The following is a 21,905-nucleotide window of genomic DNA, read 5'->3' as shown; positions in this document are numbered from 1 at the left end:
AGGGCAGCTCCTTTCAATAATTTCCGTGTATACGGAGGTTTTGTACTTCAAAGCTCAGACCGCATAAAGCATTTTTAACAGCGCTGTCGCTTAAATTTCCTTCAAAATCTACGAAAAAACGGTATTCCCAGTTACGGTTGGCAATAGGTCGAGACTCAATTTTGGTCATGTTTAAACCATTGTAAATAAAATGGGACAGGCTGTTATACAGACTTCCGCTTTCGTGAGGCAGTTCATAGCTGACGCTGATTTTATGGGCAGCTTTTTGGTATATTTTATCCTTTGTAACAATAATGAAACGGGTAGAATTTTCCGGATTAGAGAAAATACCTTCTTTTAAAACAGAAAGTCCAAAATATTCAGCAGCATAAGGGCTTGCAATAGCTGCCTGTGTTTTATCCTTTTCCAATGCGACTTTTTTTGCTGCGGCAGCAGTATTACTAAAATCATGGGTACACCAATTTTCGTTGCTGTCCAGAAATTCCCGACACTGCATTAAAGCTTGCGGGTGAGAATATACATGCTGAATGTCGGAAAGAGTGCTTCCCGGTATACCCGCAAGAACATGCTGGCATGGGATAATCTGTTCTCCTACGATAACATGGTCGTAAGCGGTAAGTAAATCATAATTGTCCTGTACAATTCCGGCAGTTGAGTTCTCAATAGGCAGTACGGCATAGCGTGCACGGCCGTGTTTAATTTCTTCCATAGCATCTTTCCATGTGTCTACATGGTAGCTTTGAATAGAATTGCCAAAGAAACGACACATGGCAGCATGACTGTATGCGCCTTCCACTCCTTGAAACACAACTGTTACATTTTCTTTTTCCAAGTTATCCACAGGAGTAAAAAGGCTTTTTTGAGATATTCCGTGTTCCTGAAGAAGCTGATATTGGCGTTTTCTGCTGATGGACATAATCTGCTGATATAGCTCCTGAATGCCGCAGCGGTTAAAATTACTGTGCGTTTTTTGAGAGACTGATTTTAATTTTTCTAATTCTCTGGTACGGTCAAAAACCGGTTTTTCATTTTCAATTTTAAATCGTGCTACCTGTTCGGCAATTTCCATCCTTTTTTCGAACAGGGAAGTCATTTGATTATCAATAGCATCTATTTCTTTTCTTAAATCCTGTAAATCCGGCATCATATAGAAATCCTTTCTAAATCCTTTCTAAATCCATAGTCTATGTGCACTATGATACACCGCCAATTTAAACTGTGCAAGTTTTTTGTATAAAAATGGCATTTCCATTCCATAATATAAGGAAAGTAAATGCAAGGAGAAAACGAGTATGAAGGGTGATTTTTTGAAATGCGGAGTATTGGGATGGGGAATGGAAATTTTCTGGACAGGTCTGCATGCTCTGGGCAGTGAAAATTGGAAGCTTACCGGCTATTCCTCTTTATGGATGTTTCCCATATACGGAATGGCGGCGTGTATCGGACCTGTTTCAAAGAAAATACAGGATTTGCCGTTGGTCTTGCGAGGCAGTATTTACATGACGGGAATTTTTACGGTGGAGTATCTTTCTGGCATGTTTTTAAAGCATTATAATATGTGTCCGTGGGATTACAGCAGCAGTCCTTTTCAGTATAAAGGCGTTATTCGGCTGGACTATGCGCCGGTATGGTTTTTGGTTGGAATAATCTATGAAAAATTCTTGAAATGCAGAGGTAACTGTTATATGATAGTACGTGATGATAAAGCTTGAGAACACATAGGAGGTAATCTATGAGACACTTAATGAGTCCGTTGGATTTGTCCGTAGAGGAATTGGCGAAGGTTTTAGACCTTGCTAACGATATTGAAAAAAATCCAGAGAAATATGCCCATAAATGTGATGGGAAAATCTTAGCAACCTTGTTTTATGAACCAAGTACAAGAACACGTTTAAGTTTTGAGTCTGCCATGATGCGTCTGGGAGGAAAAGTTTTAGGATTTTCCAGCGCAAACTCGAGCTCTGCCGCAAAGGGCGAAAGTGTGGCAGATACTGTGCGTACTGTGTCCTGCTATGCAGATATCTGTGCTATGCGTCATCCAAAAGAAGGTGCGCCGTTAGTTGCGTCTATGGCATCTGAAATTCCTGTTATCAACGCAGGTGACGGAGGACATCAGCATCCTACACAGACACTTACAGATTTACTTACAATCCGTTCTTTAAAAGGAAGACTGGACAATATTACCATTGGTCTTTGCGGAGACTTAAAGTTCGGAAGAACAGTACATTCTTTAATTGAAGCGCTGGTACGCTACGAGGGTGTAAAATTTGTTTTGATTTCTCCGGAAGAGCTTCGTATTCCGGATTATATTCGTGAAGACGTTTTAAAAGCCAGCGGTCATGAGTTTATTGAAGTAGAGCGTTTGGAAGAGGCAATGCCGAGTCTTGACCTTCTGTATATGACACGTGTGCAGAGAGAACGTTTCTTCAACGAAGAAGATTATGTACGAATGAAAGATTTCTATATCTTAGATAAAGCGAAAATGGCGCTGGCAAGAGAGGATATGCTGGTGCTTCATCCATTGCCAAGAGTAAATGAAATTTCCGTAGAAGTAGATGCAGACCCAAGAGCAGCTTATTTCAAACAGGTACAGTACGGTGTTTATGTAAGAATGGCATTGATTTTAAGCTTGTTAGGATTGGGGGTAGACTTATGTTAAATGTAGGCCGTTTAAGTGAAGGTGTGGTTTTAGACCATATTAAAGCAGGAAAAAGCATGACAATTTATCATGACTTAAAGTTGGATAAGCTGGACTGCTGTGTGGCAATTATTAAAAATGCCAGAAGTGATAAAATGGGACGCAAGGACATTATTAAAGTAGAATGTCCCATTGACTCATTAAATTTAGATATTCTGGGATTTATCGACCATAATATTACGGTAAATATTATTAAAGACGGAGAAATTGTAGAGAAGAAAGACCTTTCTCTCCCAAAAGAAATCCGGAATGTAATTCGCTGTAAAAACCCACGTTGTATTACTTCTATTGAGCAGGAGCTGGATCATGTATTTATTCTGGCAGATCCGGAAAAGGAAATATATCGTTGCAAATATTGTGAAGAAAAGTACAGGGGAAACAGAAATAAATAAAGTTTGCCGGCAGTCATCTGGATGCAGTGCCTGCCGGTTTTTCTATATGAAGGAGGAAGTTTATGAAAGAAAATGCGAAAGGACATTTCTTGGCATTATTTACCATTTGTGTCTGGGGAACGACTTTTATTGCAACAAAAGTTTTATTAAAGGCGTTTACGCCCATTGAAATTTTATTTATGCGCTTTTTGATGGGGTATTTTATACTTTTACTCATGAACCATCAGGGTTTGTCTGTAAGCAACATAAAACAGGAATTGTATTTTATTGGCGCTGGGATTACCGGAGTGACTTTATATTTCCTTTTGGAGAATATTGCTTTGACGTATACTTATGCTTCTAATGTAGGAATTATTATTGCCACAGCTCCTTTTTTTACTGCGATTTTAGGGAGAATATTTTTAAAAGAAGAAAGGTTGAAAACAGGATTTTTTATAGGATTTCTTACAAGTATTACCGGAATTATTCTCATTAGTGTACATGGAAGCAGTGCTTTTTCTTTAAACCCGAAAGGAGATATTTTGGCATTTCTGGCGGCGTTTGTATGGGCTTGTTATTCTGTGCTGGTGAAAAAAATAGGTTCTTTTGGAATGTCTGTTATTCAAAGTACACGCCATATTTTCTTTTACGGTATTTTCTTTATGATTATCCCAGTATTTCTTATGGGATTTGAATGGGGATTAGAAAGATTTCGTAATCCTGTCTATTTAGGAAATATGCTATTTTTAGGAATCGGAGCTTCTGCTCTTTGTTTTGTGACGTGGAATTTAGCGGTAAAGCTTTTAGGCGCCGTACGTACGGCTGTTTATTTATACCTTTCTCCTGTCGTAACAATTATTGTATCTGCTCTTGTTTTAGAAGAGAAAATAACGGTTGTATCAGCAATTGGGGTAGTATTGGTTTTTGCAGGACTTATTTTATCGGATAAAGGAAAAGGAAAAAATTAGAAAAGGCTAGACATTTTATACATGAAAGGCTATTATTTATTCCATAGGAAATTGCGTCCTATGAAATAAATAACGTTCCGCAAGGATTGCACTGCCTATGCAGAAGAAAAGACGCTCAGGGAGGATATGGAATGAAAAAAGTTGTGAAATTCGGTGGGAGTTCTCTTGCCAGTGCAGAACAGTTTGAAAAAGTAGGGAAAATTATTCGTGCAGATGAAAGCAGAAGATACGTTGTTCCGTCTGCACCCGGAAAACGTTTTTCAGAGGATACAAAGGTTACGGATTTACTTTATGCCTGTTATGAGGCAGCAGACGATGAGGGGAAATTTCAAAAGATTTTAGAAGAAATCAAAGCTCGCTATCAGCAAATTATTGATGGCTTACAGATTTCTCTGTCATTGGAAAAGGAATTTGAGGAAGTAAAAGAGAACTTTAAAAATCAGATTGGGAAAGAATATGCCGCATCCAGAGGGGAATATTTAAACGGAAAAATTATGGCGGCATATTTGGGCTATGAATTTGTGGACCCGGCGGAAATCATTCGTTTTGACGGAAACGGACAGTTTGATGCAGGAATTACAGAGCTTTTGGTTGCCAAGAAATTAAATAATATAGAACGGGCAGTTGTACCGGGATTTTATGGAGCAAAAGAAAACGGAGAAATTAAAACCTTTTCCAGAGGAGGTTCTGATATTACCGGCTCTATTCTTGCAGGAGCTTTAGATGTAGACTTGTATGAAAACTGGACAGATGTTTCAGGAGTTATGGTAACAGACCCCAGAATTATCCCAAACCCAAAGTCCATTGATACCATTACTTATCGTGAACTCCGTGAGCTTTCTTACATGGGCGCTACTGTGCTTCACGAGGATGCTATTTTCCCTGTAAGAAAAGCAGGTATTCCGATTAACATTAAAAATACCAATGAACCGGAAGCAGAAGGAACAATGATTGTAGAGGATACCTGTAAAAAGCCATTGTATACCATTACCGGTATTGCAGGGAAAAAAGGTTTCTGTTCTCTGTTTATTGAAAAATCCATGATGAATGCAGAAATCGGTTTCGGAAGAAAGGTATTGCAGGTGTTAGAAGAACAGGGGATTTCTTTTGAACATATTCCATCAGGAATTGATACTATGACGGTATTTATCCATCAGGATGAGTTTGCGGAAAAAGAGCAGCAGGTAATTGCAGGCGTACATAGAACTGTAAATCCGGATTACATGGAATTAGAGTCAGACTTGGCTTTGATTGCTGTGGTTGGTAGGGGCATGCGTTCAAATCGTGGTACTGCCGCAAGAATTTTTGCTGCGCTGGCACATGCTGATGTTAATGTTAAAATGATTGATCAGGGCTCCAGTGAGTTAAATATCATTGTGGGTGTGAAAAATGAAGACTTTGAAGTGGCAATTAAAGCGCTGTATGACATTTTTGTAGAAACACAGATTTAAGAGGTGATTTTGTGAAATTAGTAATTATTGAACCATTAGGTGTGGAAAAAGAGCAGCTTTTAAAAATTGCAGAAGAAAAGCTCTCAAAAGATGTAGAAATTGTATATTATGATACAAGAGTCACAGACACCGAAACTTTGATTGAAAGAGGAAAAGATGCAGATATTCTCGTGGTGGCAAATCTTCCTTTAAATGAAGAAGTGATAGAAGGTTGTGAAAAATTAAAACTTTTATCAGTTGCTTTTACAGGTGTGGATCATATTCCTTTGGATTTATGTAAGGAAAAGGGAATTTGTGTATGTAATTGTGCAGGTTATTCTACGGCAGCTGTATCTGACTTAGTCTTTGGTATGCTGATTTCTCTTTACCGCAGACTTGCACAGTGTGATACTGCTGTGAGAAACCAAGGAACAAAAGACGGTTTAGTAGGCTTTGAGCTGGAGGCTAAGAAATTTGGTGTAATCGGTGCAGGCGCAATCGGTACAAGAGTAGCCCGCATTGCAAAAGCCTTTGGGTGTGAAGTTTATATATACAGCAGAACAGAGAAAGAGATTGAAGGCGCTCAATTTGTATCAATGGAAGAGCTTTTATCTGTCTGTGATATTGTTTCTCTGCACGTACCTTTAAATAAGGAAACAACACATCTGATAGATAAAGGAAAATTAGCATTGATGAAGGAAAATGCTGTGCTCATCAATACCGCAAGGGGTCCGGTGGTGGACAGTGAAGCTTTGGCAGAGGCGCTGAATGAAGGAAAAATTGCAGGAGCTTGTGTGGATGTATTTGAAAAAGAGCCACCAGTAGAAGCATCGCATCCTCTGTTTCATGCAAAAAATATTTTGGTGACACCACATGTGGCATTTGCTACAAAAGAAGCTATGGTGAAGCGTGCGCATATTGCATTTGAAAATGTGAGAGCATGGGAAAATGGGAAACCGCAGAATGTAATGTAAAATTGTTCACTGACAAAAAAGTTTGAACTTTTTAGAACGGATTTATAAGGAAAATGGCAGATTGGAAAAAGTGCAAATTTCAAAAGGTTTGCACTTTTTCTATGTTTCGGGGAAAAAGGCAGAAAAACGATACAAAAATAAAAAAAGCTCCGTCTCCTGTTGATTTTTCTGAAAAACAGGGATAATTTATTGGCCGACACCTTTAGATGCGTTAAATGTGACAGGTAAAGATGAAAAGTCAAGGTAGAAATACTTTGGCTTTTTATATTCTGAAACATAAAAATTACTATATTTGTATTCTGAATATTGTGAAAAATACAAATGGATTATTATAGTGAAATAGATTATAGTTAGAGAACCCAACAATTTTCTACGCTAGGCTGAAAGGAGGATAGACGTTTAATGGATGAAATGAGCCTGTTATATTTATTAAAGCAAAGTACGGAAATTAAGCAGAGAAAGGATGTGAGAGAGCAGGTAAAAAAGGCAATGAGTGCGTTACAAGCGCTTACCAGATATTTGTATGAGAACGGAATACAAGAAATTCCTTCAAACTTATGTGAATATTATCAATTTCTGGAGGAAAGACCGTTATGCGACTATATTACTTGCATCAAATCGGTGGAGCCTTTTTACGATGCAGGAATAGTCAACAAAGAAGTTGAAGAATTATTTCAAGAGGAAAATCTAGAGGAAATCCAGCAGAATGCAATTGTTGGAAACGGAATACGGTTTTTTCGTGAAAAACTTCAGAAGCTGGAAGAAGAAAAATCTGAAGATACGTGGATTTACATTAAGGAATGTGAGGAAGAGTATGTGCGATTTCGGTTGTTTTTATCAGAAACAGAATTTAGAGATTCCATTTCTATGGAATATGATATAGCTAACTTAAATGTGCCTGCGGAAATCGTCCAAATATTAAAAAAATCTTTTTCATGTAAAAAACATTATGGCAAGGACGTAGAAGTATGTCCGGTGTGCGGAAAACCGATTATGGAAAAACGCGAAAATATTTGCGATAACGAAGTTTGCAACTGGTACATTCAAAAAGAAAAATTAGAACCTAAAACTATAAAACTTCAAGGAAAGGCAATGGAGTTGCTTCCCGGTATTTATCGATTTTGTCTGTCTCCGGGGATTGCGGAAAGAAAAATTTATCAAAAATTGAAAGACCTTTATGGCGCGGACCATGTTTTTTTATATCCACATGTGGACCGATATGATATTGATGTTCAGAAAAATGGAAAGGCGGTATATCTGGATATTAAGGATGTAAAAAATCCGTTAAGACTTTTTAAGACACTTACAGAAACCAGTGATTTATCGAAATTATTCTATTCAAAAGAGAACCCCGTTTATCTTGTTATTCCAGAGCATCGGATTTCCATTTATACGCAGACGAACAGAAACCTTAGTTATATAGAACAGCTACGCAGCTATCTAACAGAAGCCGGAATGGATATTCGTGTTATTCGGGAGGCACGATTGCCTGTTATGTTGAATAGCGAATGGAGGTGTCAGGATGAGCCGTTATCGTGAATTATATAAAGAACTCAAAGAAGTCTTGCCTTTTTATAAAAGGACAAGTCAGATAGCAATAGAAGTATGCTTATATGTTATCCATTCCATAGGAGAGGATATAGAAGCAAAAGAGGGGTGGAGCGTTTTTAATAAATATTATCTGCGTTTGTCTGAAAAAAGGGTTACAGCAGAGCATCAGAGATGGCTTTATATGGTGAGAAAGTACTGGCATTCTTATGGCAGCCGTTTTTACTGGAACAGGGATTTGGATGACTACATGACACATATGGAACGTGAACGTATATTTACGATAGAAGAAGGACATATTCGTATCAACCCATCTTGCCAGGTTTCTGTGGAGAGATTTTTGTTATTTCGAAATTTTTTAAATTCTCTTCCGGATGAAGAAGAAATAAAAAAAGAGGTTTATTGTGAAAAAATCTTTTATAGAAATCAAGAGGCCTTTGAGCTGAATGTAGAAAGTTCGTCAGATGAATTAGCTACGCTTCCTGCTTATAGAGAAAAGAAAATCTATACAATCCGGCAAGATAAAGATTGGAATATGATTTTGGCAGAAATGGGGGGAATATTTTCACATAGACCATCCATTCAGCTTGAAATTTTGGATGGAGATGAGTTAAAACTGGATGGTTTACGCCACGTTGTAGGGACTTTAGGCTCCGGAAAGTCAACTTTAAAACAGGCTTTAATCTATGATGCGGTGAAAAATGAACATTTAAAAATAGCAGTTGTAGAAAATTCAATTTCAAAATTGCTTGAATTATGGATGTTGTTAAAACAGTGTGGAATACAGGCAATACCATTTATCAGTACTTCAAGTGAAGAAATCTATTTACGAGAGTATCTTGCGGCTTGCAGAGGAATTCGTGAAATAAAAAACTCTGATGAAATAGCTATTTTGTCCGGAAATTGTATTTTAAAAGCAGTTGCAGGGGATGAAACTGAAAAATATCCATGCAACCGGCTCTTGAATGAGCAATCAGTTCCGGTTGTCTGTCCCTTTTTTGGTGCATGTGGACATCAGTTCCGTATACGAGAACTGATAGATGCGGACATTATTTTAATTACGCCACAGGCGATCGCAAGGAGTAAAGTTGAAAAACCAATAGATAATTATAATCGGAGCATGTACGAACTTTTATATGATCTTATGGATCTTATTATTGTAGATGAGGCAGATGACATTCAACAAGATTTTGAACGTTCTTTAATGGTAACAGAGCATATTAACCGGGAACAGGAGTCTATTCTTGTAGAAATAGAAAAGCTATATAAAAAAGTTGAAGGTTGTAGTGTGATTAAAAATGATTTATACAATTTTAAACAGGACTTCGAACGAATGAAATCTCATTTGACCCTCATGGAACGGATTTTTATTAAATATCACGATATTATTGAACATTATAATAACAAAAATATTTTGATCAATGTTTTGCGGGATAAAGTTTTGAAAGGATTTTCTTATGAAAAAGTCCTCATCGATGGAAAGGAAACATCTTTTGAAAAACTTCTTTTGGAGTATGTAAAACTAACAGAGGGAATGTATGGAATAACAGAGGAGCAGCTAAGCAATGAGATAAAAACTATGTTGGATTTTCTGTTTGATTTCCACTGGACGGGTAGCTATGCAGAGAAGAAAATTGAAGAAAATAGTTTAGCTTTACTAAAAAGATATGGTGTAACGTATGCTTCTGACATTAAAAATAAGGAACTTCAGTTCCAACGATATATATTACTTATGTTGCTGGTTCCGTTTGATGTAATGCTGAAAAGATTAGTTCGATTATATAGCTCCGTATATTTTGAAATGGAAGGTTACAGTAAAAGTGTACGTATGTTTGCCGGAATTAGAGAACAAATGCGCCACCTGGTTACGGAACCATGTTTTGGTATGCTGCTTGGCTATAAATTGGAATTCAAGGATCATCTGCTTTATATTGATGCACTCCGTTATGTAGGTGTAGGAAGAGAGATGCTGTTGAATTGGTCAGGGGCTAAAGAAGAACTTGGGAAGAAGGGTCCAGGCATTTTATGTCTGTCAGGGACAAGTTTAGCGCCGAAATCTGCGCATTATCATATTGCGAAAAAACCGGATGCCATTCTGTATGGAAAACCGGAAGGGAAAATTTATATGAAATTTAAGCCCTTAGCAGATGGAAAATCTTATATCCGTATTTCCGGAACGAATGAAAGACAGAGAAAAGAAAATCTTAAAAAAATGATAGATAAGTTAGCAGATACCCTTCGTGCTTGCCTTTCCAAAAGTCAATATCGGAAGATTATGATTATTTGCGGAAGTTATCAGGAAGCAGAAGAAGTGTGTGCAAAGCTCAGATATCATAATTTTAATGCTTATTTTGTGAATGAAGATGGGGCAGAAAAGAAAAATTATATGGTCTATCGTAAAGATATTGAAAGATTTCCGGTTCTGAGTAATTATGCGGATATTTTGGTGGTTCCGCTGATTGTTATTTCAAGAGGATTTAATATTCTGGATGAAGACGGGAATTCTTATTTTGGTACGGAATTTTATTTGGCAAGACCGTATATGGTTCCCGGAAATTATGCGAATGAAATTCAAATGATTCATTATCAACTGGACAAAATTATAGATGCTGTAAAAAAAGAAAACAAAGATTATCAAAATCGAATGTTAGCATTTCGAAAAGCTTGTTTTGCCAAATTTATTCATGTCACTAATATTACATACTGGAAAAGCTTAAACGAGGAAGACAGGGAAATCATGACATGGTTTATTTTAATCCAGATGAAGCAGGCAATTGGGCGTTTACAAAGAAACGGGAATGAAAGTTTTGTTTTTTTGTGTGATAGCGCCTTTTGCGATGGGCTGCAGAAACAAGGGACAGAACTAAGCCCAAGTACAAGCACAATTCATTCTATGGAATTTTTATTGGAGAGTATTATGGAAGACAAGGCAACAAAAATTTTGTATCAGAACTTTTATGAAGCAATTTGTGAGATGAACAGGGAAGCAGAACGGATATATTGTAATCTGCAGGAGGAAGATGAATGAAAGAAAACAAATTACAATTGCATGCGATGGAAGTACGAAGAGAAGCTTTAAAAGAACACAAAATCTATATTTACCGGATGCCTTCTCATCTAAAAGATTTTTTAGGGAAAGTAAAACCAATAAAGGAATATGATTGGACAGGAACAGTAATCAAGAAAGTTGTTATTTTAAATTTCCCCGGTGTTTTATTTGCGTTTGGAAAAGTATATCAAATTTCCGGCAACGATAATATTTGGTTCGTAAGCATGGAAGAAATCAACGTGGAGCTTTTGAAAATCCGAACCATAGAATGGATTAAAAAAAGCTACGAAGATAATTTCAACGAAAAATTTCCTTATGATTTAGATGGAGACTGGGGAAAATGTGAATGTGTGTCTATGGATACTTTGTATAGGTATGAGGCGCTCATGTACGGATTATTACCAAAATATTATGGGTATCGGCTGACACAAAAACCAATACGTATGGATACTTTGGGTTGTGAGCTGAATTTTACACTGGTTATGACAGATGGAACTGATACAGAATTAATAACGTCGCCTATTTTTTTAGGAAGGAAAAACCAAGAAGCATTTATTTCGGAAAATATTGAGGAGATTGTGACAGATGAGGAAACATATTATACAGATCAGCCTTTTTCCTACTATTTGGATATAAGGCTTAAAAAGTGTATTGATGAGGAATATTATACTCTTCACACAACTTTACATACCAGAATATGGACGGGTTATTCTATTATTAACAAAAATACGGGAAAAAACTATTTATCCGGAAAACAAAGCACAAAAGTATATCTTTGTAGGGACAGTAAATATTATAATCATGTGCAGCCGGTTTATTTTGAAATTGATGTGAAACGTGGGAAGAAAGAAAAGGCCTGGTGGTGTGATTGTGCGGATAGCTGTTTTTTAGAACTTGAGCAGATTGATATCCAAGAAATATTGGAACAAAATCAAGCTGTCAGAAATTTTGAAATGAACGGTCATGCACTTATTATCACGAAGTTTTTAAAAAATTATGTAAGCAGAGGTGCAGGTTTACCGGAGCGAAAAGAAATGTGGGAGCGAATAACAGAATGTTTTCCAGAACTAACCCCACGTCAACCTCTTAATGAAATACACATAATAGGGAAAACCATTTTAACTACTGCAAAAGAAGTAGAAGATGAAGAAGGAATTAGTGAGGAATTACAGTTTCCGAATATAGCAATCAATAAAAAAGGATATTTGTATAACGGGAATTGTAATAGAATTATTTTTTATGTGGCATCAAATAATCCTGTTATTCAAAGTGCTTTTCAAGAGATGCTTCAGAGTTTGCTAAGAGTTTCTTTTTCAAATCATAATATAGTTCAGATTAATGGAAAAGAAGTTCAGATTGTCTTTGTAAAAAACCAATTTTCCGGAATGCTCCCCTGTATAAACAGAAAAACGCATGAGAAAGAAAGAGAAGAAGAATTAAGAAAAATATTTGGTGATGATAAGAGAAACACTTTAAAATTGGCAGCTATTGATATGCTTGATTTTCGTTTGAAAAAATATAGTAATTTGAAAGATATCGATCCAAAATATTTTATTCGGAATAAATTAGCAAAAATGGGAGTAATGACACAATTCATAGACGGCTCTGTTGTAGACGGGATGGAGAAGGAAACGGTTTATAGAAATAAAGACTTTCTTTCCAGATTGAAAAATACCGTAGAGGATCTTGTTTTTGCGGGCGGGTTTTATTCGCCGCTCATGTATGAGGATAAGAAATATTTCATACATGAAATGGATTGCATAGTTGGATTTGGAAGAATATCAGATTTAAACAATGGTAAGATATTTGGAATGACGTTAATTAAAGACGGAGCTATGTTTATAAGACTTTATAATGATGAAGAACGATGGTTTTCTATACCTGAGATGTGTCAAAGACTTGATAGAGAACTTTTGAAAAAAGTAAATTTTATAGGCTGTAAGGCTAGTGTTTTAGCGGATGGGATTAAGCAATGGTTTTTAAGAACTATTAATGAGCTTACATGTATTCATAAAAAAGTTGTTTGCTTTATTGATTGTGCAAGCAGAAATCAATTAAAACTAGCTAAAAATGCTGATTTTAAGAAATGTATGGAAACAGAGCTTTTTATTCATAAAGAAAACTTAACATTAATTCGCTTTAATACAACGGATGAGGTACCGAGCGCCCATACTTTAGACGATAAGAAGCCTTATAACCGGATTAGTGGTGTATATCAGAGTGAATACAGAAGAAATACGTTCTATCTGGTACATAAAAGGTCGGATATAAAGGCTCCAAAAGCTTCTTTGACAAAACTAATGCTTCCTTCAAAACCACTTTATCTTCAGACAGTGGCAGAGATTGATATTGTAACATCACAGGAAACTTTGTTTTCATATTATGCAGAGTTAACCTTTGATTTAATGAGTATGCCGCTTACTGCATCACCGCAGACGCTTACCCCATTGCCACTATATTTATTAAAAAGACTTACAGAATATATTATTGCAGAGAATGGGAAAGACATGACAAGGCAAGAGCTGGAAGAAAATGAAGCAACACAAGAAAGGCGGTCATACAATAAAAGAGAATTTATGGGTAAAATAAAGAGGCGATTTTAGAAAAAAGATTTGACAGCAGGAATGAAAATAAAACCTGCTGTCATCCAAGAAAGATTGCGCAAGCGGTTCACAAAAGGATTATGGGTTGATTTCCATGAAGTTAATCCAGAAATCATCGTAAATATTGACTTTTATTTTGTCCTGGAAGGTATAGGAAGATACTTCAAATTTGCTTTCTTCTAAGTAATACACAAGTACAGTGCGATTTATAGGATTTACAATCCAATATTCCCGAACTCCTGCACCAGCATAAAGGTTTAGCTTTCTGACATAGTCATGGCTGGAGTTTCCCGGAGAAATAATTTCGATAATCCAGTCAGGCGCTCCGGTGCAGCCTCTTTCTGTCAGTTTGTTAGGGTCACAGATAACGCTTATATCTGGCTCAACAATGGTCGTTCTTTCTTCCCATAATTTAACTGCAAACGGAGAGGGATAAACTTCGCATAATCCGGCTTTTAAATCAATATAATTTGCAATTTTTTGATGGATTTTTCCTAAGATTTTTTGATGGATACGGCTGGGAGCAGCCTGGTAATAAATCTGACCGTCTATCAGTTCGGCTCGTACATCTTCAGGAAGAGTGTAATAATCAATTTCTGTGTAAATCTGTTTTTGTGGTATTGCCATAGTAAAACGTCCTTTCTACTCGATGGATTGTGACAGAGTGGTAATACTCATGTATTTCTGACATTTGAGCATCTCCCTTATAGCGCTGTTTTAAAGATGGAAATACTTTTTCTATTATGTCTGATTATATATTATAAAACTATTGGTGTAAATAGATATGGATGTAGTCAAGCTAAAAATTTTAAACTTTTTTGTTACGCAACATCTTGACAGGGCGAGTCGTTTTTATTATACTTTAAGTGTACTAGGATACATAGTACACACAATACAAATTGTCATACACTGGGAAAGGAGGAGAGACCTTGATTGTTATTGATTACCGAGATCGGAAACCCATATATGAACAAATTGTGGAAAAATTTCAAATGTTGATTATTAAAGGAGTTTTGGAGCCGGACACACAGATACCGTCTGTAAGAAGCCTGGCTACGGAGCTGTCCATCAATCCCAATACCATACAAAAGGCATATTCTCTTTTGGAACAGCAGGGATTTATCTATCCTGTAAAAGGCAGAGGAAACTTTGTTTCAGGAAATCAGGCATTGGTAGAACAGCGAAAAAATGTTTTCTTACAGAAGCTGAAAATACTGATAAAAGAAGGAAAAGAGATTGGAATTTCAAAAGAAGAGTGTGTGGAAAAGACAGCGGAATTTTACGAGGAGGTTAAAGTATGATTAAAACAGAAAAACTGTCCAAATCCTTTGGTTCTTTACAGGCAGTGAACGAAGTATCTTTAAAAATTTCGGATAACAGTATTTTCGGACTGGCAGGAACCAACGGCGCAGGAAAAAGTACACTCTTGCGTATGCTGGCAGGAGTTTTAAAACAAGACAGCGGAACAATATTTATAGATAATAAACCGGTGTACGAAAATCCTACTATAAAGGAAGAAATTTTCTTTTTGCCGGATGTAGCTTATTTTTTTCAAAATGCAACCATGAAAGAAATGGTTCAGTATTATGCCATGTACTATCGAAAATATGATAGAGAGCGTTTTCATAAGCTGGCTTCTAATCTGGGCTTAGATGAAAAAAGAAAAATCAGCACTTTTTCAAAGGGAATGAAACGTCAGGCTGCATTGATACTGGGAATTTGTTCAGGTACAAAATATTTGTTTTGTGATGAGACTTTTGACGGTTTAGATCCGGTTATGCGTCAGGCTGCAAAGAGCATTTTAGCCTATGAGGTTTCCGAAAGAGAATTTACACCGATTATTGCTTCTCATAATCTGCGTGAGCTGGAAGATATTTGTGACCACGTAGGGTTGCTGCATAAAGGCGGTGTTCTTCTGTCAAAAGACGTAGAAGATATGAAGCTGCATATTCATAAAGTACAGTGTGTTATACCGGATGAGAAAGCAGAAGAAGAGCTTTTGCAAGAGTTGGATGTGATGCAGTATGAGAAACGGCTTTCTCTTTTGACCATGGTGGTAAAAGGGGAACGAGAAGAAATTATGAGGAAAATCAATAACAGAAAACCATTGTTTGCAGAGGCAATTCCATTAACCCTAGAAGAAATCTTTATCAGCGAAACGGAGGTGGCAGGATATGACATCAAGAAATTATTTATTTAACAGTATAAAGGAAAATATTCGGAGAAATTTTTATTTGCTTATTCTTATAACGTTGGGATTTCTTGCAATATTTCCGTTAAAAACAATTATGGCATTAGACAGGGCAAAAGCAATTATTCCTATGGAGAATGAAATGAATCCGGTGAAGATGGAATTTTTAAACTGCATCGGAATGGAGAATAATATGGCGACGATTTTTATCGGAGTGATTGCTGTTTTATTAGGCGTTATAGGTTTCTGTTATTTGTATTCCGGTGAAAAAACAGATTTTTATCACAGTCTCCCTTTAAAAAGAGAAGAGCTTTTTGTTATTCCTTTTTTCAGCGGCTTTTTCATGTTTTTTGTACCGTATTTATTGAGTGTAGGCATCACTTACTTAATTGGCATCGGCTATCATGGAGTCAGCGCTCAAAGTGGAGTTCAGACGATTGTTGCAATTGGAATGAATATTTTGTTTTTCCTTGAATTGTATGTGTTTGCAATTTTGGCTATACTGCTGACAGGGAATTTATTTACAGGTATTCTTGCTTTTACGGGATTTATGTCTTACGGCTGGATTGTATACGGGGCATATCACTATATGAACAATATGTTTTTTGATACTTTAGCACAGTTTCAAGAACCAGGGATTACAAAATATTTAAGTCCTGTTATTTCACACTTAGATGCACTGGATCTTTGGGCTGCAGAAATAGGCAGTATAAGAGGGTATGTGATTTATGCAGTAGTTTTAATTGCTGTGGTTTTAGCAGTAGATGTGTGTATTTATAAAATACGACCGTCCGAGAGCTTTCATAAATCCGTAGCTTTCCAGAAGCTTCAGCCGATGATTAAGGTTTGTGCAGTGCTGCCGATTTCTGTTTTAATTTCTCTGTTTTTTAGTGCGGGTATGGAGCATGAATTTTTGTGGCTGTGCGTATCTGTGATTTTAGTGTCAATTGTTTTATCTTGTGTATTTGAATTTTTATTTACTATGGATATTCGTAAATGTATTCGGCCCCAAATATCAACCGGTGTGATTTTAGCTGTCTTGGCAGTGGTTTTAGCCGGATATAAAATGGATATTTTAGGTGTGGATGAATACTTGCCGGAAAAAGATGATGTGGAGACTATGTCTGTTTATTTTACTAGTATCAATGAAAGAGCAAATTATCCGATGAAATATCCGGTGGGAGCAGATGAACAGATGGAGAGAAATCAGACAAAAGATTTTGATGCTATATATGAAATGGCAAAGCTTGGTGTAAATTATTATAAGGATCATGATAAGCAAAGTGTTGATATAGCTCCGGCTTTTCTTCGGACTCAAAGCACATGGGCTCTTACAGAAGAGGATGAAAGCGTTATGGTATCTGTATACATCCGCTATCACTTAAAAAACGGAAGAACCGTAAACAGAGCTTATTACTTGCCGGAAAGCAAAGAAATTTTAGCCTTGGCCTCTGATATTTATGATAACTGGGATTATAAAAAAACAATGCTGCCTACTAGCTATGTATCAGAACAGGATATAGAATACTTATATGTAAAAGATATTTTTGATAAAAGACTTCAGCTTAATGCAACAGAAGACGTTATAGATAATATTTATAAAACCTATAAAGGAGAGTTGGAAAGTATGACTTTGGAACAAAGCTCCAAAGACAGAATTCTAGGCTATCTATCCGTAGAAGAAAAAATTGAGGAAAATTATAATCAGACAACGGATTTTCCGATTTATGAAAGTTTTACAAAGACAAGAGAGCTTCTGGAAAATGCAGGACAGCCTTTAAAAGAGCTTTCATCAGATGACATTCTGAGTATTACTTGCTATGGAACAAGAAGCAATGGCGAATATGTAGAAGAAGTAATTACAGACAAGGCAGAGATTGAAGAAATTCTTCCAAGCCTTACTTATGAAATGGGGCATTATGGATTGGGAAGCAAGGTGAGCTATGAGCTTAATTTTAACATTCTGTTTGAAGACAGAGGAACTCAGATGCAGAACAATTTATACATGATGGAAGGAGAAGCTTTCAACAGTCTTTTAGAAAAACTGAATATTGACTAACCATTCGAATAGAAAAAAGGAGGAGTTGCCGTTTAGGAGATATGTCTCATGCGGCAACTCCTTTTTTTTGCGCCATTGACAAGCATGAGAAAACAAGGGTACAATAGAATTAAAATTTGCAAGAAAATCGGGAGTAAGGAAAATGAGCAGACGATTGAATTTAGAGGATGAAAAAGAACTGATGGCACTTGGAAAAGCCCTTTCTTCTGAGATTAGAATTCGCATTTTAGAGCTTTTGCAAAAAGAACCTCTCTGTGTAAATGAAATTGCAGAAATATTGGAAATACCTCCGTCTTCCGCAGCGCTGCACGTGCGGGTGCTTCAGGAAGCGAACCTAATTCGTACAGAACTAAAGCCGGGAATTCGTGGTTCTATGAAGCTTTGTATTCTTCAGGAAACCAGCATTTTACTGCATTTGGAAAAAAGGGAAACGAAAAAAAGAGAAGAAATTATTTCTATGCCCGTAGGAAATTATGTGGATTATAAAATTACACCTACCTGCGGGATGGTAAACGAGGAGGAATATATTGACGGGGAGGATGAGCCCAGATGCTTTTATGACCCCAGAAGGACGACTGCAAAGCTGGTGTGGTTTTCTTCCGGTTATTTGGAATATCGTTTTCCAAATGCAGGATTGCAAAGAGAAGATGCCAAAGGAATGGAATTTTCCGCAGAATTGTGTTCGGAAACCGCAGATTACAATTTAGACTGTCCTTCTGATATTACCTTATGGATTAACGGCATAGAAGCAGGTACTTGGACCTGCCCTTCCGATTTTGGAGGCAGACGGGGGAAATTAAATCCGGATTGGTGGGAAGATAAAAACACTCAGTACGGAAATTTAAAAACATGGCGTATCGACGAAACAGGGACGTATTTAGATGAAGAATTGATTAGTAACAAAAGGATTAAAGAATATTCTCTGGCAGAGGGAGATTATATTTCGGTGCGAATAGGAATTAAGGAAGACGCTCCTCATGTGGGTGGTGTAAACATTTTCGGAAGCTGCTTTGGGGATTATCCGCAGGACTTAGTAATGAAATTAAAATATTAGGCAAAAAAGTCTTTACAAGGGGAATAGATATGCTATAATTTCATTATAAACATAAAATATAAAATAAAACATAAAAAATGTTTTAAATAAAGTAAAGCTATAATTGGGAGGTAGAGATGGAGAAACAACTATTAAAAAAATTTCAGGAGCTTTATGGAGAGGGAGGAGATATTCGAAGCTATTTTTCTCCGGGACGTGTAAATCTTATCGGGGAGCATACGGATTATAACGGAGGACATGTTTTTCCATGTGCTTTGACAATCGGAACTTACGGCGTGGCAAGAAAGAGAGAGGATAGAAAAATCCGCTTCTATTCTGAGAATTTCAGCCGTTTAGGCGTTTTTGAAACAAGTTTGGATGATTTGGTATACCGAGAAGAAGCCAACTGGACAAACTATCCAAAGGGAGTTATCTGGACCTTTAAAGAAAAAGGCTATGTGGCAGATACCGGTTTTGACATGGTTATGTATGGAAATATTCCAAACGGTTCCGGATTATCTTCTTCTGCTTCCGTAGAGCTGTTGATGGGTGTTATATTAGTAGACCTTTTTGGCTTTGAAGGACTTTCCATGATTGATTTGGCTCTGTACGGACAGTATGCAGAAAATAAATTTAACGGTATGAATTGTGGAATTATGGACCAGTTTGCCATTGCCATGGGAAAAGAAAATCACGCTATTTTCTTAGATACCGGAAATCTGCATTATGAATATGCGCCAATTCAGATGGATGGGGCAAAAATTGTCATTGCAGCCAGCAATAAAAAGAGAAAACTGACAGACTCAAAATATAACGAAAGACGTGCGGAGTGTGAGGAAGCGCTGGCAGACATTCAGAAACACGAGAATATTCAGGCGCTTGGCGAACTGACAGAAGAAAAATTTGAAGAAGTGAAAGCTTTTATCGCAAATCCAATATGCCGTAAAAGAGCAAAGCACGCAGTATATGAAAACCAGAGAACCATTCAGGCAGTAAAAGCATTGAAAGAAAATGATTTGGAAACTTTTGGAAAGCTTATGAACCAATCACATATTTCTCTTCGTGACGATTACGAAGTGACAGGAAAAGAGCTGGATACCCTTGTGGAAGCTGCTTGGAAACAGGATGGAGTAATCGGCTCCCGCATGACAGGTGCAGGCTTTGGCGGTTGCACAGTCAGCATTGTAAAAGAAGATAAAATTGACTCCTTTATTCAGAATGTGGGAGAAATTTATGAAAAAGAGATTGGTTATGCAGCAGATTTTTATGTAGTAGAAATCGGTGACGGTTCCAGAAGAATTCAGTAAAATAAGAAAGGTGAAAAAAATGTTAAATAAAGACATCAGAGACTTAGTACAGTACGGTATGGAAGCAGGCCTTGTTCCTGCATGTGAAAAAAATTATACAATTAATTTACTGCTTGATTTATTTCATGAAGATGATTATGAAGAGCCAACAGAAGCATGTAATACCGATTTAGAAGAGATTTTAAAAAATCTTTTAGATGAAGCGGTGAAAAGAAATATTATAGAAGACAGCATCGGATACAGGGATTTATTTGATACAAAAATTATGAATTGTTTAATGCCTCGTCCTTCTCAGGTGCAGGAAAAATTCTGGAAAGAATACGAAAAAAGTCCGGAAACAGCTACTGATTATTTCTATAAATTAAGTCAGGACAGCGACTATATTCGCCGCTATCGCATTAAAAAGGACCAGAAATGGACAGTGGAAAGCCCTTATGGAACCATTGATATTACCATTAACCTTTCCAAACCGGAAAAAGACCCGAAAGCCATTGCAGCTGCAAAAAATGCAAAAGCAAGCGCTTATCCGAAATGCCAGCTTTGCATGGAAAATGAGGGATATGCCGGAAGATTGAACCATCCTGCAAGAGAAAACCACAGAATTATTCCGATTACAATCAATGAAAGCCAGTGGGGATTTCAGTATTCTCCTTATGTTTATTATAATGAACACTGTATCGTATTTAACGGACAGCATGTACCAATGAAAATTGAAAGAAATACTTTTGTGAAGCTTTTTGATTTTATTAAGCTGTTTCCGCATTATTTCCTTGGCTCTAATGCGGACCTTCCAATCGTAGGCGGTTCTATTTTAAGTCATGACCATTTCCAAGGCGGTCACTATACTTTTGCAATGGCAAAAGCTCCAATGGAAGAAACGGTCACTATTCCGGGATATGAAGATGTAGAAGCAGGTATTGTAAAATGGCCGTTATCTGTGCTTAGAATTCGCAGTAAGGATGAGAAGCGCCTCATTGATTTGGCAAGTCATGTTTTGGACGCATGGAGAGGATATACAGACGAGGCTGCATTAGTTTTTGCAGAAACAGACGGAGAACCACATAATACAATCACACCGATTGCCAGAAAAAAAGGCGATATGTATGAATTGGATTTAACACTGAGAAATAATGTTACAACAGAGGAGCATCCATTAGGCGTATATCATCCTCATGCAGAATATCACCATATTAAAAAAGAAAATATCGGTTTGATTGAGGTTATGGGATTGGCAGTGCTTCCTGCACGCTTAAAAGAAGAAATGGAGCTTTTGGCAGAATATCTTGTGGAAGGTAAAAATCCTGCTGAAAACGAAGTTTTGGAAAAACATGCGGCATGGGTAGCAGAATTTGCGCCAAAATACGAAAAGATTACAAAGGAAAATGTAATGGACATTCTTCATGAAGAGGTTGGACAGGTGTTTGTTCATGTGTTGGAGGATGCCGGTGTATACAAATGTACAGAAGAAGGAAGAGAAGCGTTCAGACGTTTTCTGGCTGTATTATAAAGAGAAGACAAAAAAGATGGGCATTGCCTGTCTTTTTTGCACTTTATGTGGTATAATGAGCCTTGCAGAGTCCTGCGTGTACGCAGAGGACTCTATAAGGCGAAAAACTCACGGAGACGGCAGTCGACGTGGTATAATGTTTGCATTAAAAAATTTAAGGAGAATTC

General features: G+C 36.9%; 17 protein-coding genes. 15 read left to right on the top strand and 2 right to left on the bottom strand.

Annotated elements, in window-relative coordinates; all coding sequences use genetic code 11:
- Positions 1–13 precede the first annotated feature (13 nt).
- On the bottom strand, positions 14–1,147 hold the full coding sequence (locus tag CGC63_RS08440; RefSeq protein WP_003021163.1) for a bifunctional chorismate mutase/prephenate dehydratase: 1,134 nt from the start codon (positions 1,145–1,147) through the stop codon (positions 14–16).
- A gap of 145 nt (positions 1,148–1,292) precedes the next feature.
- On the opposite strand from CGC63_RS08440, the gene CGC63_RS08435 reads away from it, so the two are divergent.
- From CGC63_RS08435 to CGC63_RS08395, 9 genes are all read left to right on the top strand, one after another.
- Positions 1,293–1,712: a putative ABC transporter permease gene (locus CGC63_RS08435; RefSeq protein ID WP_003021165.1), complete on the top strand. Its 420-nt coding sequence runs from the start codon at positions 1,293–1,295 to the stop codon at positions 1,710–1,712.
- 20 nt (positions 1,713–1,732) lie between these two features.
- Positions 1,733–2,659: an aspartate carbamoyltransferase gene (gene pyrB, locus CGC63_RS08430; RefSeq protein WP_009246140.1), complete on the top strand. Its 927-nt coding sequence runs from the start codon at positions 1,733–1,735 to the stop codon at positions 2,657–2,659.
- Entirely contained in the window at positions 2,653–3,090 is a 438-nt protein-coding gene (locus tag CGC63_RS08425; RefSeq protein WP_003021168.1) for an aspartate carbamoyltransferase regulatory subunit, read from the top strand. Before pyrB ends, CGC63_RS08425 begins: the two co-directional genes overlap by 7 nt.
- A 62-nt stretch (positions 3,091–3,152) precedes the next feature.
- Positions 3,153–4,037: a DMT family transporter gene (locus tag CGC63_RS08420; protein WP_003021170.1), complete on the top strand. Its 885-nt coding sequence runs from the start codon at positions 3,153–3,155 to the stop codon at positions 4,035–4,037.
- Positions 4,038–4,168: 131 nt separating this feature from the next.
- Positions 4,169–5,488 (top strand): aspartate kinase, encoded by a 1,320-nt coding sequence (locus CGC63_RS08415; RefSeq protein WP_003021173.1) that lies wholly within the window; start codon positions 4,169–4,171, stop codon positions 5,486–5,488.
- A gap of 11 nt (positions 5,489–5,499) precedes the next feature.
- Entirely contained in the window at positions 5,500–6,441 is a 942-nt protein-coding gene (locus CGC63_RS08410) for a 2-hydroxyacid dehydrogenase (protein ID WP_003021174.1), read from the top strand.
- 402 nt (positions 6,442–6,843) lie between these two features.
- Positions 6,844–7,980, top strand: a complete 1,137-nt coding sequence (locus tag CGC63_RS08405) for a restriction endonuclease-related protein (protein WP_003021178.1) — start codon at positions 6,844–6,846, stop codon at positions 7,978–7,980.
- The gene (locus tag CGC63_RS08400) at positions 7,964–11,017 is read left to right on the top strand and encodes a pPIWI_RE_Z domain-containing protein (RefSeq protein ID WP_003021180.1); all 3,054 of its coding nucleotides are present in this window, start codon (positions 7,964–7,966) and stop codon (positions 11,015–11,017) included. The genes CGC63_RS08405 and CGC63_RS08400 overlap by 17 nt, the downstream gene beginning before the upstream one ends.
- Positions 11,014–13,641 carry a pPIWI_RE module domain-containing protein gene (locus CGC63_RS08395; protein ID WP_003021182.1) on the top strand — a complete coding sequence of 876 codons (2,628 nt, stop codon included), beginning with the start codon at positions 11,014–11,016 and terminating at the stop codon, positions 13,639–13,641. The genes CGC63_RS08400 and CGC63_RS08395 overlap by 4 nt, the downstream gene beginning before the upstream one ends.
- A 78-nt stretch (positions 13,642–13,719) precedes the next feature.
- On the opposite strand, the gene CGC63_RS08390 is transcribed toward CGC63_RS08395, so the two are convergent.
- Complete coding sequence (locus CGC63_RS08390; protein ID WP_003021183.1) at positions 13,720–14,268, bottom strand: Uma2 family endonuclease; 549 nt, start codon at positions 14,266–14,268, stop codon at positions 13,720–13,722.
- A 302-nt stretch (positions 14,269–14,570) separates the two neighbouring features.
- Here CGC63_RS08390 and CGC63_RS08385 point away from each other — a divergent pair, with 302 nt between their 5' ends.
- From CGC63_RS08385 to galT, 6 genes are all read left to right on the top strand, one after another.
- On the top strand, positions 14,571–14,942 hold the full coding sequence (locus CGC63_RS08385; RefSeq protein WP_009246133.1) for a GntR family transcriptional regulator: 372 nt from the start codon (positions 14,571–14,573) through the stop codon (positions 14,940–14,942).
- A complete protein-coding gene (locus CGC63_RS08380) occupies positions 14,939–15,841 on the top strand; it encodes an ABC transporter ATP-binding protein (RefSeq protein WP_003021186.1) in 903 nt (300 codons plus the stop codon). The genes CGC63_RS08385 and CGC63_RS08380 overlap by 4 nt, the downstream gene beginning before the upstream one ends.
- Positions 15,816–17,891, top strand: coding sequence for a DUF6449 domain-containing protein (locus CGC63_RS08375; protein WP_003021188.1), 2,076 nt, complete (start codon positions 15,816–15,818; stop codon positions 17,889–17,891). The genes CGC63_RS08380 and CGC63_RS08375 overlap by 26 nt, the downstream gene beginning before the upstream one ends.
- A gap of 142 nt (positions 17,892–18,033) precedes the next feature.
- Positions 18,034–18,945, top strand: coding sequence for an ArsR/SmtB family transcription factor (locus CGC63_RS08370; RefSeq protein ID WP_003021192.1), 912 nt, complete (start codon positions 18,034–18,036; stop codon positions 18,943–18,945).
- Between the two features lie 116 nt (positions 18,946–19,061).
- Positions 19,062–20,231 carry a galactokinase gene (locus CGC63_RS08365; protein ID WP_003021194.1) on the top strand — a complete coding sequence of 390 codons (1,170 nt, stop codon included), beginning with the start codon at positions 19,062–19,064 and terminating at the stop codon, positions 20,229–20,231.
- 19 nt (positions 20,232–20,250) lie between these two features.
- Positions 20,251–21,738, top strand: a complete 1,488-nt coding sequence (gene galT, locus CGC63_RS08360; protein WP_040351134.1) for a UDP-glucose--hexose-1-phosphate uridylyltransferase — start codon at positions 20,251–20,253, stop codon at positions 21,736–21,738.
- The last annotated feature ends 167 nt before the right edge of the window (positions 21,739–21,905 follow it).

The sequence above is a fragment of the Blautia hansenii DSM 20583 genome (assembly GCF_002222595.2).
Taxonomy (GTDB): Bacteria; Bacillota; Clostridia; order Lachnospirales; family Lachnospiraceae; genus Blautia; species Blautia hansenii.
The sequence above is the reverse complement of the archived record's forward strand: the minus strand, read 5'-3'. Positions and strand labels throughout refer to the sequence as shown.

Excerpts from the sequence above, each read along its gene's own strand:
- CGC63_RS08440 (WP_003021163.1), bottom strand. The coding sequence starts at position 1,147 with ATGATGCCGGATTTACAGGATTTAAGAAAAGAAATAGATGCTATTGAT.
- CGC63_RS08365 (WP_003021194.1), top strand. The coding sequence starts at position 19,062 with ATGGAGAAACAACTATTAAAAAAATTTCAGGAGCTTTATGGAGAGGGA.
- CGC63_RS08415 (WP_003021173.1), top strand. The coding sequence starts at position 4,169 with ATGAAAAAAGTTGTGAAATTCGGTGGGAGTTCTCTTGCCAGTGCAGAA.
- galT (WP_040351134.1), top strand. The coding sequence starts at position 20,251 with ATGTTAAATAAAGACATCAGAGACTTAGTACAGTACGGTATGGAAGCA.
- CGC63_RS08420 (WP_003021170.1), top strand. The coding sequence starts at position 3,153 with ATGAAAGAAAATGCGAAAGGACATTTCTTGGCATTATTTACCATTTGT.
- CGC63_RS08400 (WP_003021180.1), top strand. The coding sequence starts at position 7,964 with ATGAGCCGTTATCGTGAATTATATAAAGAACTCAAAGAAGTCTTGCCT.
- CGC63_RS08390 (WP_003021183.1), bottom strand. The coding sequence starts at position 14,268 with ATGGCAATACCACAAAAACAGATTTACACAGAAATTGATTATTACACT.
- CGC63_RS08435 (WP_003021165.1), top strand. The coding sequence starts at position 1,293 with ATGAAGGGTGATTTTTTGAAATGCGGAGTATTGGGATGGGGAATGGAA.
- CGC63_RS08395 (WP_003021182.1), top strand. The coding sequence starts at position 11,014 with ATGAAAGAAAACAAATTACAATTGCATGCGATGGAAGTACGAAGAGAA.
- pyrB (WP_009246140.1), top strand. The coding sequence starts at position 1,733 with ATGAGACACTTAATGAGTCCGTTGGATTTGTCCGTAGAGGAATTGGCG.
- CGC63_RS08425 (WP_003021168.1), top strand. The coding sequence starts at position 2,653 with ATGTTAAATGTAGGCCGTTTAAGTGAAGGTGTGGTTTTAGACCATATT.
- CGC63_RS08370 (WP_003021192.1), top strand. The coding sequence starts at position 18,034 with ATGAGCAGACGATTGAATTTAGAGGATGAAAAAGAACTGATGGCACTT.
- CGC63_RS08380 (WP_003021186.1), top strand. The coding sequence starts at position 14,939 with ATGATTAAAACAGAAAAACTGTCCAAATCCTTTGGTTCTTTACAGGCA.
- CGC63_RS08405 (WP_003021178.1), top strand. The coding sequence starts at position 6,844 with ATGGATGAAATGAGCCTGTTATATTTATTAAAGCAAAGTACGGAAATT.
- CGC63_RS08375 (WP_003021188.1), top strand. The coding sequence starts at position 15,816 with ATGACATCAAGAAATTATTTATTTAACAGTATAAAGGAAAATATTCGG.